The sequence below is a fragment of the Butyricicoccus sp. Marseille-Q5471 genome (assembly GCF_951230135.1).
GTDB lineage: Bacteria > Bacillota > Clostridia > Oscillospirales > Butyricicoccaceae > Agathobaculum.
The window spans coordinates 67,807-81,463 of record NZ_CATNVC010000010.1 but is presented as its reverse complement, the minus strand read 5'-3'; the positions used below and the strand labels follow the sequence as shown (position 1 = coordinate 81,463).

Genomic DNA, 13,657 nt, shown 5'->3' with positions numbered 1-13,657 from the left:
TCGGACAGCCGCTTTACTTTTAGATTTCCATGATAATCGGCAGCACCATCGGGCTGCGCTTGGTTTTTTTGAACAGGTAGTCGCTCAGGTCGCCCTTGATGGCGGTCTTGAGGCTGTTCCAGTCGCGCGCGCCCTCAGAAGAGCAGCGCTCCAGCGCAGCCTGCGACAGCTTGCGCAGTTCTTCCATCAGACCCTCAGCTTCCTTGACATAAACAAAGCCGCGGGATACGATATCCGGTCCTGCAATCACGACACCGGTCGTCGCATCAACGGTAACGACAACCACGAGCAAACCGTCCTCAGACAGATGCTTACGGTCGCGCAGCACCGCAGTACCGACGTCACCAATGCCCAGTCCGTCAACGAGCAGGCGGCCGGCCGGAACGGGATTGGCCAGACGCGCCGAGTTTTCGCCGATTTCGACCGGACGGCCGATTTCTGTCACGATGGTGTTCTTCGGGCTCACGCCCATTTCATGCGCCAACGCCGCGTGCATCTTGAGCATACGGTGCTCGCCATGTACCGGAATGAAATACTTGGGCTTGCACAGCGCGAGCATCATTTTCAGCTCTTCCTGGCAGGCGTGACCTGAAACATGGATGGCGGCCGAGCGGTCATAAATGACCTCTGCACCCAGCTTATACAGCTCGTTCACCATGTTACTGACCGACTTCTCGTTACCGGGAATCGCCGAAGCCGCAATCAGAATACGGTCGCCCGAGGTGACCTCTACCTGCTTGTGGCTGCCGTAGGCCATACGATAAAGCGCCGACATCGTCTCGCCCTGCGAACCGGTGGAAACAATAATCAGCTGCTCACGCGGGTAGCGCTTGATTTCCGCAATGTCGATCATGCACTTGCCGGTATCCTTTAAATAGCCCAGGCTGCCCGCAACCTGCGAGATTTTTTCCATGCTGCGTCCGCAGACTGCAACCCTTCGGCCGCTGCGGTTTGCAATGTCCAAAATCTGCTGTAAACGGGACACGTTCGAGGCAAAGGTGGCAATGATGATGCGCTGATCGCTCTCGGTAATAAACCGCTCGAGCGACTTGCCGACGATTTTCTCGCTCGGCGTATAACCCGGGCGCTCAACGTTGGTCGAATCGCTCATCAGCGCGAGCACACCCTTCTTGCCCAGTTCACCGAAGCGCACCAAATCGATCATCTCACCATAGGCCGGCGTCAGGTCAATCTTAAAGTCGCCCGTGTGCACCAGCACACCGAGCGGCGTCGTAATCGCCAGCGCAACCGAGTCGGCAATCGAGTGATTGGTGTGGATGAACTCAATCTTGAAGCAGCCCAGCTTAATCGAGTCCCCCGCCTTCACGCGGTTGAGCTTGACCTTCTGAGGCATCTTATGCTCCGACAGCTTAGTCTCGACAATACCGCAGGTCAGCTTGGTGGCATACACCGGCGCATTGGCCTCACGCAGCACGTACGGGATGGCACCGATGTGATCCTCATGTCCGTGCGTAATGAGATAGCCGCGCAGCTTAGACAAGTTGCGCTTTAGGTACGTCGTATCCGGAATTACCAGATCCACGCCCAGCATGTCGTCATCCGGGAATGCAATGCCGCAGTCGATAACAATGATGTCGTTTCCGTACTCGATCACCGTCATGTTCTTGCCAATCTCATTGAGACCGCCCAGCGGTATAATTTTCAGTTTTTCTTTCATAATCGTTTTATCACTTTCCTTTTCAAGTTACAGTATCGTAAATTATGCGGGTTCCTGCCCGCTTCTTTTCAAAAAAGACGGTATGAATTCCCGTTCCTCCGTCTTATTTCCTATAGTGAAACCGCAGACCGGCCATACCGCAAATTGGCGGCTCATTCCGCGCACAGCCTGCAAACACTTACTATCAGAATACCATAACGGCAATGTGCTGTAAAGGAATTTTTGTTTGGCCATCCTATAAAACAGTATGGTCATATCAAAATTCTTTATTCCAATCGAGGATTTCCTTTTGTAACCCCGTACCATTTCATGATGAAAGACCACTTTTTGTCAAAAAAGCTGAACTTTTTAGCATTATACACATAGCTTTCCCTTACACTCAAAAAACAATTAGCGGGATTGCACAGAATTCATAAAAACCATTTGACAAACAGGTTACGATATCGTATCATTGGTTACAGATCGGAAACAACCCGACTACAAAACAGTAACAACCCGAAAACAAATCGCTCCGGCGATGCCGCGCTCTGCGCGGGTTTTCACCAGATTTAGGAGATTCATCACATGTCTAAGTATCTGAGAAAGCGCTTTGGCAAGCTGATTGCCGCCGCGCTCGCCATCAGTTCGCTGGCTTCTATTTCGGCCGGCGCTGTGGACAGTACCGTAGCCGTGGATGCAGCGCCTGTCGCTGTTCTGTCCTCGAACCTGACTTCCTCGGTCGGCACTGCACTGACCGCATCTGAAATCACCACCGCCGAGCAGGCGCTGGCAAAGGCAAAGGCTGAGGCGGAAGCCAAGGCAAAGGCGGAAGCGGAGGCTAAGGCAAAGGCCGAGGCGGAAGCCAAGGCAAAGGCCGCCGCTGCCGCAAAGTACAATACCCTGCTGAGCGAACCGGTTGCAACCAAGGCGGTTGCATACTCGGCTGCTCTTCTGGCGGATGACACCATCAAGTCGCAGGCCACAAAGCTGGGCAACTACAAGCTGTCGTTCTACTGCCCCTGTGCAGAATGCAACGGCCGTTCGGATGCAAAAACGGCAATGGGCACCACGATGTCCGAGGGCCGCACCATCGCGGTAGACTCTTCGATCATCCCGCTGGGCAGCCGCGTTTATATCGACGGTTACGGTGTATTCATCGCTGAGGACACCGGTGGAGCCATCAAGGGCTCACGTATTGACGTTTGCGTCTCCTCGCACGGCCGTGCTTATGAGCTGGGCATCAAGTATGCAGACATTTATGTGTTGGACTAAAAAATAAAGCATTGGGACTATGCCGCTTGCATAGTCCCTTTTCTTTTGCTATGATAGAAAGCAAAGGATGTGACTGACGATGAACGCAGGCGAACGGCGCCAAAAAATCAAACAAATGCTGCTCTCCGCTCCCGGTCCGGTCAGTGCGACCGTACTGGCCACGCAATGCGGTGTCAGCCGTCAGATTATCGTCGGAGATGTTGCATTGCTGCGCGCAGGCGGTCTGGCCGTGTTGGCGACCCCGCGCGGCTATGTTCTGGAAACGCAGCCCGCGGCTCCCGTATTCGCTCACTGCAGCGTTGCCTGCCGCCATGCAAACGACCGGCTGCTTGAGGAGCTGTACACCATTGTCGACCTGGGCGGCACAGTGATTGACGTGACCGTGGAGCACGCCGTCTACGGCCAGTTGTGCGGCCAACTGCATATTTCCTCCCGCTTTGACGCGGACGAATTTATAAAGCAGCTTTCTGACTATCAGGTAAAGCCGCTTTCCGATTTGACCGGCGGTATTCACCTGCACCGCATTCGCGCCGCGGATGAAGCGGCGTTGGGGCGTATTATCACCGCACTGCAGGAAAAACAGTTTCTGGTGACAGAATCCGAAAAAGAAGGCTGACCCCAACCGGTCAGCCTTCTTTTTTATGTTCTGCTTTATAACCCGCAATTTGTTCCGCGTCGAAAATCTCCAAATCACGCAGTCCTGCGCGGCCTTCCACATGATGACGAAATTCATGCAGCAGCACGCGGCGCATCTCCCCCCGCAGTTCCGCGAGCGGCAGTTCACTGTACGCCATTCGGAAGGAACCGTAGTAGATGACAATATACTTGCCCATCGCAGGATGGACACGGTATTCGCCCATGATATACAAATTGCCGTCTACACTCTCCGGATGGCATGGATGCCCCGGATCGACCAAAATGCCGCCGTTGAGTTCTTCGAAAAACACCGGCGGTATCTCCTGCGCGATTTCATCAAGCAAATCTTCAAATTCATCAATAGAAATCATAAGTACCGTTCCTTTCGCACCTACTATATCACATCCTGTACCGCTGTGCAACCTGACAATTTTGTTTAACAGGTGTCTTGACACGTGGCATACTTTGCTGTATACTGAACCTCGGTAAACAGACAAATGAAAGGAATCCTCATTATGACCAAACAGAACAGCCTCACCAATCTGGTATTTGCCGGTGTACTCTGCGCCGTCGGTATCGTTGTACCTATGTTCATGCCTAAGGTCGTGCTCGGCCCGATGTCGTTCACGCTCGCTAGCCACGTGGCAATTTTCATTGCCATGTTCATTTCGCCCGGTGTCGCCGCCGCCGTCTGCCTCGGCACAACGCTCGGCTTCTTTTTCACCACACCGCCGATTATCGCGCTGCGAGCCGCGTCTCACATTGTGTTTGCGCTGGCCGGTGCATGGTATCTGCGCCGCCATCCCGAAACCATTAACCATCCGGTGCAGAGCACGGTGTTCAACCTGCTGATTGCGTTGCTGCATGCCGCGGCGGAAATCGCAGTCGTGACCCCCTTCTTCTTTGCAGGCTCACTCTTTAAGCCCGAGCAGCTTGCCAACGGCTTCGTGATGAGCGTGCTGCTGCTGGTCGGACTTGGCACTGCGATTCATTCGATGATTGACTACGGTATTTCGATTCTGGTTTGGAAACCGATTTGCTCCATCCGCAAGGCTGGTGCAAAAACTGCATAAACACAAAGGCCGGTCATCTGACCGGTCTTTTTTTGCAGCAAAACGCCGCCGTAGACACGGCGGCGTTTGCCCTCTTCTCTTCTTCCCCCATGCAACAGGGTCTACTTTTTCAGCTTGTCAACGTAATGCAGCATAATCTCCGTCGCGTTTTCAACGCCCAGACGGCCTGCATTGACGCACAAGTCATAATGGTCGCACTTGCCCCATACCTTACCGGTGTAGTAGTTATAGTATGTAGAGCGCTGTTTATCCATCTTTTCCAGTGCCGCTTCCGGTGTTTTACCCTCAATTTCGTAATCCCCGCAGGTCTGAATCCGCTTCACACGATCCTCAATTGAGCCGTGGATAAAGAAATCAAAGCGATTTGGGAAATCGCGCAGCACATGGTCTGCACAGCGGCCAACGATGACGCACGGACCGTCCTCCGCCATTTCGCGAATGGTATTGGACTGAGCCAGATACAGCTGATCGGTCAAGCTCATACCGTTCAGGCCGACTGAGCCGAACATGGTCAGCGAATAGAGGAAGCTGTTGGTTGCACGCTTATCCAGCTGATCAAACAGCTTTTCATCAAAGCCGGTCTTCTTGGCCGCGCGTGTGATTAATTCGCGGTCATAGAACGCAATACCAAGGCGGAGCGCTAGCTTTTGTCCGATTTCACGGCCACCTGTTCCGTATTCACGACCTATGGTAATAATTAAATTGTTACTCATAACGCACCCTCCTTACCAATCGAAGATTATACAATATATACAATCTTTACATGCTTATTATGCACCAGTTTATGATTTTTGTCAAGCTTGCGTGCGTATTTTTTTCAAATCTTGAGAAAAAAAGACGCGTCACACAACGCGTCTCTTCTTTCTATTATCCTTCAATCAGCTTTGGCCCGATTTCATTGATATTGCCGGCTCCCATGGTCAGAACCAAATCGCCCGGCCTCGCCTCTCGGCGAATATAATCAATAATCTCATCAAAGCTGTCAAATGCAACCGCGCCCGGCACCCGTGCCGCAAGATCACTTGCATAAATGCCGATCGTATTTTGCTCACGCGCCGCATAAATAGGGGCAAGCACCGCCAAATCGCACATCTTCAGCGCCTCAACAAAATCTCCGAACAACGCTTTGGTGCGTGTATAGGTGTGCGACTGAAACGCGCACAGAATGCGATCAAAGTGCATCTCCTTTGCCGCCGACAGCGTCGCACGCATTTCGCTCGGATGGTGTGCATAATCGTCCACCACTGTCGCACCGCACGGCATCTTGCCAACCAGCTGGAACCGGCGGGATGAGCCGGTAAACTTATTCAGGCCGCGTGCTGCAACCTCGCCCGAAATACCAAGGAAGGAGGAAGCCGCACAGCAAGCCAACGCGTTGAGCATATTATGCCGTCCGGGAACGGACAGCTTGACTTTGGCGTACGTTTCGCCGTCAATCATGACTGTAAAGCGGTAGTACCCATTCACATCTTCCACGTCGACCGCGCGTACATTGGCCGTTTCGGACAGGCCGAACGACTTGACCGCACGGTTGATACCATCCACACAGCGCATTGCATTTGCATCATCTGCATTCACGACGACCAGACCGCTCATCGGCGTCAGCTCGCAGAACGAGCGGAAGGAGTGAATGATATCGTTGATATCCTTAAAGAAATCCAGATGATCGGCTTCAACATTGAGCACGACCGCCACGGTCGGCGCAAAGTTCAGGAATGAATTGCAGTATTCGCAGCTTTCGGCCACAAAACATCCCTTACCGCCGATGCGCAGCGTACCATCGATCGCCGGCAGATGGCTGCCGACCATTACGGTGGGGTCGAGCGCGGCCTCCATCGTAATCAGCGTCATCATCGAGGTGCTCGTTGTTTTGCCGTGTGTGCCGGAGAGGCAGACAACGTGTTCGTAATCGCGCATCAGATGTCCCCACGCTTCGGCGCGTTCCATCACAGGGATACCGAGCTCCCGCGCGCGAATAATCTCCGGGTTGTCATCATGCACTGCGGCTGTACGGACAATCAGCGCCGCACCATCCACATTTTCCGCCAGATGCGCGTAAGTAATACGCGCCCCCAGACGTTCGAGCCGATCCGTCACCGGGGATTCGCTGCGATCAGAGCCGGTGACCGGTACGTCCATTGAAAGCAGAAGCTCGGCGAGCGAATTCATTGAAACGCCGCCGATACCAATGAGGTGAATTGTCTTCTTTTGGTCAATATAGGGTTGAATAGACAGGGCCATACACCTAGGCCTCCTCAATTTCTCTAGTCATTTAAAAAGTCTATCGTATATTATATGACACTTTGTCCAAAATATATATAGGCAAACAGACGAAATTGACATGAAATTAGGTTAAGAAGGAGTACACTATGGAAATCACAGACATCAAGTTCCGCCATCTGGCGGAATACGGTCGCTTAAAAGCACTTGTTTCGGTTACATTCGACGGCGTTTTCGCCGTGCACGACATCAAGATTATTGACGGCCACGACCGCTTATTTCTTGCCATGCCCTCCCGCCGCATGCCTGACGGTAAGTTTCGTGATATTGCTCATCCGGTCGGCAATGCGCTGCGCGACGAGCTTGAGCATCGCGTGCTTGACGCCTATCAGGAGTCTGTTTTGCAATAGATTTGCTTTTTTCTCCTCTTTGGTGTAAAATAACCCCAGTACGAGGAGGAGCTCTATGAGAGTATTAATTTTATCCGTGACGGCCGGCTTTGGTCATCATGCGACCGCCAAGGCAATTGGGGATATGCTGACGGCAAAGAAAGCTGAAGTCCACACACTTGATGTTTACGCCTATATCAGCAATCTTGTGAAAAACACGATCGATAAGGGTTATCTGTTTTCCTCCAAGCATATGCAGACGCTTTACCGGCTAATCTACCAGCTTGCCGAAAACGGCGGGCAGGGTTATTTGACGGCCGGAAGTGCCGGTTCCAGCATGATTAACATCGTTAACGCGCTCGGTGCATCTAAATTTGCCAAAGTACTGGCGGGTTATGCACCTGACGTCATCATCTGTACTCATGTGTTTGCCGCGCAGATGGTGGACGAACTGAAAAAGCGCAAAAAACTGGACGATATCAAAACCATCGGCATCGTCACCGACTATACGCTTCATCCCTATTGGGAGGATGTGCCGCGTGTGCAGTATATCGTGACCGCGAGCGAGCTGCTCAGCTACCGCTGCATCAAGCGCGGCATCACGGCTGAACGGCTGCTCCCATTCGGTATTCCGGTGCACCCCAAATTCAACCAGCTCCTTTCACGGGAGGATGCGGCGCAGCAGCTCGGCATCGATCCCGCACGCCCTACTCTGTTGCTCATGGGCGGCAGTATGGGGTATGCCGACAATGTCAAAAATCTTGAAAAGCTGACGCAGATCGGTCTGCCGCTTCAGTTTTTGGTAGTATGCGGCAACAACAAGAAGCAGTTTCTCCGCGTGGAGCAGTATGCCGCGCATTATGAAGGCGACTGCATCATTAAGCCGTATGGCTTCGTGCAGAACGTTGAAGTGATGATGAGCGCTTCCGACTGTATCATTTCTAAACCCGGCGGATTGACAGTATCCGAAGCGTTGGCGAAAAACCTGCCGATGCTGCTCGTCGACCCCATTCCGGGGCACGAGGAACGCAACGTTGATTTTCTGGTCAACAACGGGATGGCGGCGCTGATTACCAAGCACTTTCCGGTCGATGAAGCGGTCTATCAGTTATTTCACAATCCCGCCCGCTTGCAGACCGTGCGCCAAACCATGAAGGCCGTCGCTCATCCGGACGCAACCGAACGGCTTGCCGACTTTGTCCTAAACTGGCAGTAAACGATATTAAAAAGCAGCGTGTTCTCAAACGAGAACACGCTGCTTTTTCATGTCTGATAAATCAACGGACTTAAAATCTTCTCCATCAGGCGAATCATCTCATCCTTCGTGAGCGGCGCTTCTTCCTTGACCCACTTTTCAAGCAGTCCGACCAAACCCGTAGAAACAAACCGGCCGATATAGGAATCCTCCAGACTCGGACCGGATACCGTCGCCAAACGGCATTCTTCAATAATTTCAATCAGCTTGCGGCCAAATCCTTCTTCCCCGCTCACCCGCATGAGCGTTGTGACGACATCACTGTTTTCTTCCAGATAGTCCAGTGCACGCACCAGCACCGGCCGCAGAGAGGTGTCTACGGTATTCGGGCGAAAGCCGTCAATCATGCTTTTAAAATCACTGATCATTTCGCTTTCAATTTTCTCACGCAAATCATAAACATCCCGGTAATGGGCATAGAACGTACCGCGGTTAATATCCGCTTCGCGGACAATGTCCGTTACGGTGATGCTCTGGAACTCTTTTTTCTGCATCAGTGTTGTTAGCGCCTGCCGTATCAGCTTCTTGGTGCGGCGGATTCGCTTATCCTCCTGCTCCTTCATCGTCCATCCTCCATTCTTTTGTTGCTTTTTGTAAAATTTATGACATTTTGCACATATATCATTCACAATGTATGATTTTATACATTTGATTTAAATTTGAATGTTGTGTCGCTTATCTTTCTGTACTATACTTTACCACAGAAAGAAATCGAACGCAATGTCTATTTTCCGAAAGGTTGGTGTTTTTCTTGTGAAACTGAAGGGACACAGTCCTGTCGATCTAATTATTAACCATCGAAAGCTGATCGAAAAAGTCTTTACCATTCTAGTGGTGCTGAGCCTAATCTGCATCCCCATTGTGGGCGTCAACTATGATTTGACGAAATATCTTCCCGACTCAACCCCATCGGCGCAAGCGCTTGATATCATGAAGGAAGAATTTACTTATCCGGGCATGGGCCGCGTTATGCTGAAGGATGTGACGCTGTACGAAGCCAAGGCCATCAAAGACCGTATTGCAGATGTTGACGGCGTAGACCTCATCATGTGGTGCGACACCTCGACCAACATTTATGGTTCGAGCCAGTTTATCGATTATTCCCAGATTGACGACTACTATAAGGACAACTGCGCATACATGGACCTCACCTTTACGGAAAGCGATTCATCCGCCCGCACCCATAAGGCCATCCATGAAATCGAAGCCATCGTCGGAGACCGTGGTCTGGTCGCAGGCTCGGCCACCTCTGATACCAACTTAGGGCCTACCATCAATGCTGAGGTCGCACGCGTTATGGTATTGGCCGTTATTTTTATCTTCGTAATCCTAACGTTAACCACGACCTCTTGGTTTGAGCCTGTGCTGTTTCTATCCATCATGGGTATCGCAATCGTGATTAATATGGGCTCAAACCTGATTTTCGGCGAGATTTCCTTTATGTCCAATGCCGTGGGCGCTGTGCTTCAGCTCGCCTGTTCCATGGACTATTCCATTTTCCTGCTGCATGCTTTCACGCAAGAAAAGGCAAACGGCATCGAGCCTGAGCAGGCCATGGCCAACGCGCTACGCAGCGCCATTACTTCCATCGGTGCATCCGGTGCAACCACGATTGTCGGTTTCCTTGCACTCGCCATCATGCAATTTGGAATCGGCCGCGACATGGGTCTGGTGCTTGCAAAGAGCATTGTGCTGAGCCTTGCGACCGTGCTGCTGCTGATGCCTGCGCTCATTCTGCGCTTTCAGGGCATTATCGGCAAAACACACCACCGTTCCTTTATGCCGCAGTTCCGCGGCTTCGGCGAGTTTGCATACAAAATCAGGAAGCCACTGCTCATTGTTGTGCTTGTGCTGGTTATCCCCTGCTTTATCGGTCAAGGCATGGCAGACTTTACATACGGCAACGAAGCCGTAGCAAATTCCCCCGGCACACCGGTTTATGACGCGGAACAGGAGATGAATGCGAAATTCGGACAAAGCAATATGATGCTCGCACTCGTTCCGGTCGGCGATAATGTAACCGAAAAGCAGATGACCGATGAAATCGCCGATTTACCGTATGTGAAATACGCTCTCGGTCTGGCATCCGCCGTGCCAGACGGCATTCCGGAGAGTTTTCTGCCCGGCAGTGTGACCAGTCAGCTTCACTCTGAGCACTGGGCGAGAGTGATTGTAAACGTCCGCTCCGCAGGCGAGAGTGACGCCGCCTTCCGCTATTCGGATCAAATCCGTTCCACCATTGAAAAGTACTACCCCGATCAACAGACGTATCTTGTCGGTGTAACCCCTTCCACGCAGGACATCAAGCAGGTCATCACCACGGACTACAGCTTTGTCAACGTTATCTCGCTGATTGGTGTGGCCATTGTGGTTGGTATTACCTTCAAGTCGTTCATCCTCCCGCTCGTTGTGCTCATTCCAATCGAGGCGGCGGTTTATATCAACACGGCGCTGCCCTATATTTACGGCCAGCGCACTATGTTCCTTGGCTTCATCATCGTATCCTGTGTGCAGCTTGGTGCAACAATCGACTACTCTATTCTGCTGACCAACAACTATTTGGATGCCCGTGCGCAGGGTGACAAAAAGGAGGCCGCCATCCGCGCCGTTGCATCAAGCGCACTGAGCGTGCTCACCTCCGGCTTGATTCTCATGACCGTGGCATACGGCCTGTATTTCATGACTACCATCGAAGCTATCGCAGGACTTGGCCGTTTGATTGGCCGCGGCGCACTGCTTTCCGTGATTCTGGTACTGTTCATGCTGCCAATCTGCTTAATGATTTTCGACAAGTGGATTATCAAGCCCGACTATGCCACTCGCAAGCATGCTCGCATGAACCGCATCCGCGCACATAAGCTGGTGCTTCCCACCATCAACGAGCTGCGTAAACAGCGTCTGCAGCTGCATGCGCAAATACGTCAAAACCGTCATGAACGGCACAAGGCGCTGCGGGATAAGCTGATACATTGCGGCAAAAAGAACACCGCGCAGCCACCCGAACAATCCGACACCCCCAACGAGGAGGCAAATCAAGATGAAAACAAATAACTATCGCCGCCTGACCGCGGGTGCGCTTGCAGCCATCCTGCTGCTGTCGCAGACGGCAGGCGCCGCAGCGCCGACTGTCGAAACCGACGAGTCGGTCTATATCAACATGGATTACTACGGCATACCGGACGATATGCGCATTGTCAAGGGCGTCAGCCTGAACGGATTGGACACCTTCACCGATTTTGGCAACTATTCAGATGTGTACAATATGTCTACCCATGACAAGCCGACCGTCGAGGATACATCTGTCACTTGGAATCTGACTGATTCCGATCAACAGCGCTTTTACTATGAGTGCATCCCCTCCGACAATTCGTCCATCCAGCTGCCGTGGAATTTTGATGTTTCCTACAAGATTAACGGTGTGCCCGCAACGGCCGAAAAGTGCGCCGGTGCAGCCGGTCTGATTGAGATTACTGTGCACGCCACCCCCAATGCTGCCGCAAGCGCATATTATAAGAACAATATGACCCTGCTTGTCGGCACGGGCATTGACATGAGCAAGGCGCTGTCGATTGAAGCGCCCGGCGCGCAGATACAGTCCTTCGGCACCTATAAGCTGGTGGCCTTTCTCGGCATGCCCGGTGAGGAGAGCACGTTTACCGTCCGCATCGGATCCAATAGCTTTGAGAGCATGGGCATAGCTATGCTGATGGCACCGGCCACGCTGTCTTCCCTCGATATGCTTGCGGATTTGCGTGACATCAAGGACCGGCTCGGCAACTCGGGCGACAGCCTGTACAGCGGGTTGAGCGACATGCTCAGCACGATGCAGAGCATGCAGAGCGGCCTCGGCACACTGTCCGGCGGTATTTCCGGCATCAACGAAGTGCGCAAGCAGCTGATTGCCTCCCGTGGGACGTTAGACCCACAGTCCGATGCCGCGCTCGCCGCGCTGGACACTCTGGCCGGTCAATCCAACTCGCTGATTCCCGAGCTGACCACGCTGAAATCCACGCTTGCCACCCTCAATGCTACGACCAACAGCCTGCTCGGCACTCTCAGCGACACCGACAGCAACGTGACGGAGTATCAGAAGCTGCTGCGCGACATCAATAACAATCTGGGCAATCTGAACGACTTGATTGACGCACTGAACGACAAAACCAGTGACAGCTGGATACAGCTCAGCAGTCTCAAGGACACTGTCAAAACGCTGACTGACGACCTGTCTAAGCTGAAAAGCGCGCTGAGCCGCCTGAATGAATCCATCGCGCAAATGGAACAGGTGCTTGCAGGACTGAGTGCGCTGCCCGGCACGGGAGATGCACAGACCGATGCACTGATTGCCGCCGCAGTCAAGACACTGGGCGGCTCTTTGGAAGCAACGCGCAATCTGGTTTCCAGTCTGGGCAAGCTTTGCGGCAGTCTGGGCGATTTAAGCAGCACGACACAGGGCACGGTATCTACACTGCAGGATATTGACAAATTGCTTGATGATTACGAATCCCTGCCCGGCGATATGACCGCTGACGGACAGCGTCTAACGCAGCTTGCAAACACCTCTCTCGAATCGATTCACAAGTTGCTGGCCGATATTCCCGCACTGACTGACAGCCTGAATGTGCTGACCGGCACGGCAACCAGCGCATGTGACAAAGGCTCGGAATTGATGCTCGCCACCTCCAACGCGCTGACCGCGTCCACCAAGCTGCTTCAGTCCACGCAGGACACCCTGCGCTCGGTTCGCGACCAGTCCGATCAGAGTGTAGCCAGTTCGATTGACGGGCTTCTTGATGTGCTTGCCAAAGCAACTGCATCCAACAGCTCAAGCAGCCTGCAGAGCGCAACCGATGAGATTCACAGTGCCATCGACGACGGCAAGAAGGATTTGGAGGAGGATACCAATCTCATCAATCTGGACAGCGCCGCCGCGCTGCAATCGGTCACCTCCTCGGAAAATCCAACGCCATCCAGTCTGCAGTTTATTCTGCGCACGCAGGAAATTTCGGTTGATGATTCGGCCGAAGTGCAGCAGGACGAAGCCGCGACGCAGGACATCGGTGTCTTTGGTCGCATCGTCAATATTTTCAAAGCACTTTTCACCGCAATTACAGGCGTTTTTACGCAGAATGATTGACAAAACGGCGCTCCCAATCGT

At 52.7% G+C, this 13,657-nt stretch carries 12 protein-coding genes; 7 read left to right on the top strand and 5 right to left on the bottom strand.

Annotated features, from left to right (window positions below):
• Positions 1–19 precede the first annotated feature (19 nt).
• Complete coding sequence (locus tag QOX26_RS11065) at positions 20–1,678, bottom strand: ribonuclease J (RefSeq protein WP_283675036.1); 1,659 nt, start codon at positions 1,676–1,678, stop codon at positions 20–22.
• A gap of 564 nt (positions 1,679–2,242) precedes the next feature.
• On the opposite strand from QOX26_RS11065, the gene QOX26_RS11060 reads away from it, so the two are divergent.
• Both QOX26_RS11060 and QOX26_RS11055 read left to right on the top strand, forming a co-directional pair.
• Complete coding sequence (locus QOX26_RS11060; protein WP_283675035.1) at positions 2,243–2,929, top strand: 3D domain-containing protein; 687 nt, start codon at positions 2,243–2,245, stop codon at positions 2,927–2,929.
• Positions 2,930–3,008: 79 nt separating this feature from the next.
• Complete coding sequence (locus QOX26_RS11055; protein ID WP_283675034.1) at positions 3,009–3,545, top strand: transcription repressor NadR; 537 nt, start codon at positions 3,009–3,011, stop codon at positions 3,543–3,545.
• 10 nt (positions 3,546–3,555) lie between these two features.
• Here the strand turns inward: QOX26_RS11055 and QOX26_RS11050 are convergent, their stop codons facing one another.
• Positions 3,556–3,936, bottom strand: coding sequence for a metallopeptidase family protein (locus QOX26_RS11050; protein ID WP_283675033.1), 381 nt, complete (start codon positions 3,934–3,936; stop codon positions 3,556–3,558).
• A 126-nt stretch (positions 3,937–4,062) separates the two neighbouring features.
• Between QOX26_RS11050 and QOX26_RS11045 the strand changes: the two genes are divergently transcribed.
• A complete protein-coding gene (locus QOX26_RS11045) occupies positions 4,063–4,638 on the top strand; it encodes a hypothetical protein (RefSeq protein WP_283675032.1) in 576 nt (191 codons plus the stop codon).
• A 101-nt stretch (positions 4,639–4,739) separates the two neighbouring features.
• Here QOX26_RS11045 and QOX26_RS11040 read toward each other — a convergent pair whose 3' ends face one another.
• Complete coding sequence (locus tag QOX26_RS11040) at positions 4,740–5,351, bottom strand: cytidylate kinase-like family protein (RefSeq protein WP_283675031.1); 612 nt, start codon at positions 5,349–5,351, stop codon at positions 4,740–4,742.
• Positions 5,352–5,505: 154 nt separating this feature from the next.
• Complete coding sequence (gene murC / locus QOX26_RS11035) at positions 5,506–6,879, bottom strand: UDP-N-acetylmuramate--L-alanine ligase (RefSeq protein WP_283675030.1); 1,374 nt, start codon at positions 6,877–6,879, stop codon at positions 5,506–5,508.
• Between the two features lie 128 nt (positions 6,880–7,007).
• On the opposite strand from murC, the gene spoVG reads away from it, so the two are divergent.
• Together spoVG and QOX26_RS11025 are read left to right on the top strand one after the other, a co-directional pair.
• Complete coding sequence (gene spoVG / locus QOX26_RS11030; protein ID WP_283675029.1) at positions 7,008–7,268, top strand: septation regulator SpoVG; 261 nt, start codon at positions 7,008–7,010, stop codon at positions 7,266–7,268.
• A gap of 55 nt (positions 7,269–7,323) precedes the next feature.
• Positions 7,324–8,463: an MGDG synthase family glycosyltransferase gene (locus tag QOX26_RS11025; RefSeq protein ID WP_283675028.1), complete on the top strand. Its 1,140-nt coding sequence runs from the start codon at positions 7,324–7,326 to the stop codon at positions 8,461–8,463.
• A 47-nt stretch (positions 8,464–8,510) separates the two neighbouring features.
• Here the strand turns inward: QOX26_RS11025 and QOX26_RS11020 are convergent, their stop codons facing one another.
• Entirely contained in the window at positions 8,511–9,065 is a 555-nt protein-coding gene (locus tag QOX26_RS11020) for a TetR/AcrR family transcriptional regulator (RefSeq protein ID WP_283675027.1), read from the bottom strand.
• Between the two features lie 190 nt (positions 9,066–9,255).
• On the opposite strand from QOX26_RS11020, the gene QOX26_RS11015 reads away from it, so the two are divergent.
• Entirely contained in the window at positions 9,256–11,553 is a 2,298-nt protein-coding gene (locus QOX26_RS11015; RefSeq protein ID WP_283675026.1) for an efflux RND transporter permease subunit, read from the top strand.
• Complete coding sequence (locus QOX26_RS11010; RefSeq protein ID WP_283675025.1) at positions 11,540–13,636, top strand: hypothetical protein; 2,097 nt, start codon at positions 11,540–11,542, stop codon at positions 13,634–13,636. The genes QOX26_RS11015 and QOX26_RS11010 overlap by 14 nt, the downstream gene beginning before the upstream one ends.
• Positions 13,637–13,657 lie beyond the last annotated feature (21 nt).

Excerpts from the sequence above, each read along its gene's own strand:
- QOX26_RS11010 (WP_283675025.1), top strand. The coding sequence starts at position 11,540 with ATGAAAACAAATAACTATCGCCGCCTGACCGCGGGTGCGCTTGCAGCC.
- QOX26_RS11055 (WP_283675034.1), top strand. The coding sequence starts at position 3,009 with ATGAACGCAGGCGAACGGCGCCAAAAAATCAAACAAATGCTGCTCTCC.
- QOX26_RS11060 (WP_283675035.1), top strand. The coding sequence starts at position 2,243 with ATGTCTAAGTATCTGAGAAAGCGCTTTGGCAAGCTGATTGCCGCCGCG.
- spoVG (WP_283675029.1), top strand. The coding sequence starts at position 7,008 with ATGGAAATCACAGACATCAAGTTCCGCCATCTGGCGGAATACGGTCGC.
- QOX26_RS11050 (WP_283675033.1), bottom strand. The coding sequence starts at position 3,936 with ATGATTTCTATTGATGAATTTGAAGATTTGCTTGATGAAATCGCGCAG.
- QOX26_RS11020 (WP_283675027.1), bottom strand. The coding sequence starts at position 9,065 with ATGAAGGAGCAGGAGGATAAGCGAATCCGCCGCACCAAGAAGCTGATA.
- QOX26_RS11025 (WP_283675028.1), top strand. The coding sequence starts at position 7,324 with ATGAGAGTATTAATTTTATCCGTGACGGCCGGCTTTGGTCATCATGCG.
- QOX26_RS11065 (WP_283675036.1), bottom strand. The coding sequence starts at position 1,678 with ATGAAAGAAAAACTGAAAATTATACCGCTGGGCGGTCTCAATGAGATT.
- QOX26_RS11045 (WP_283675032.1), top strand. The coding sequence starts at position 4,063 with ATGAAAGGAATCCTCATTATGACCAAACAGAACAGCCTCACCAATCTG.
- QOX26_RS11040 (WP_283675031.1), bottom strand. The coding sequence starts at position 5,351 with ATGAGTAACAATTTAATTATTACCATAGGTCGTGAATACGGAACAGGT.
- murC (WP_283675030.1), bottom strand. The coding sequence starts at position 6,879 with ATGGCCCTGTCTATTCAACCCTATATTGACCAAAAGAAGACAATTCAC.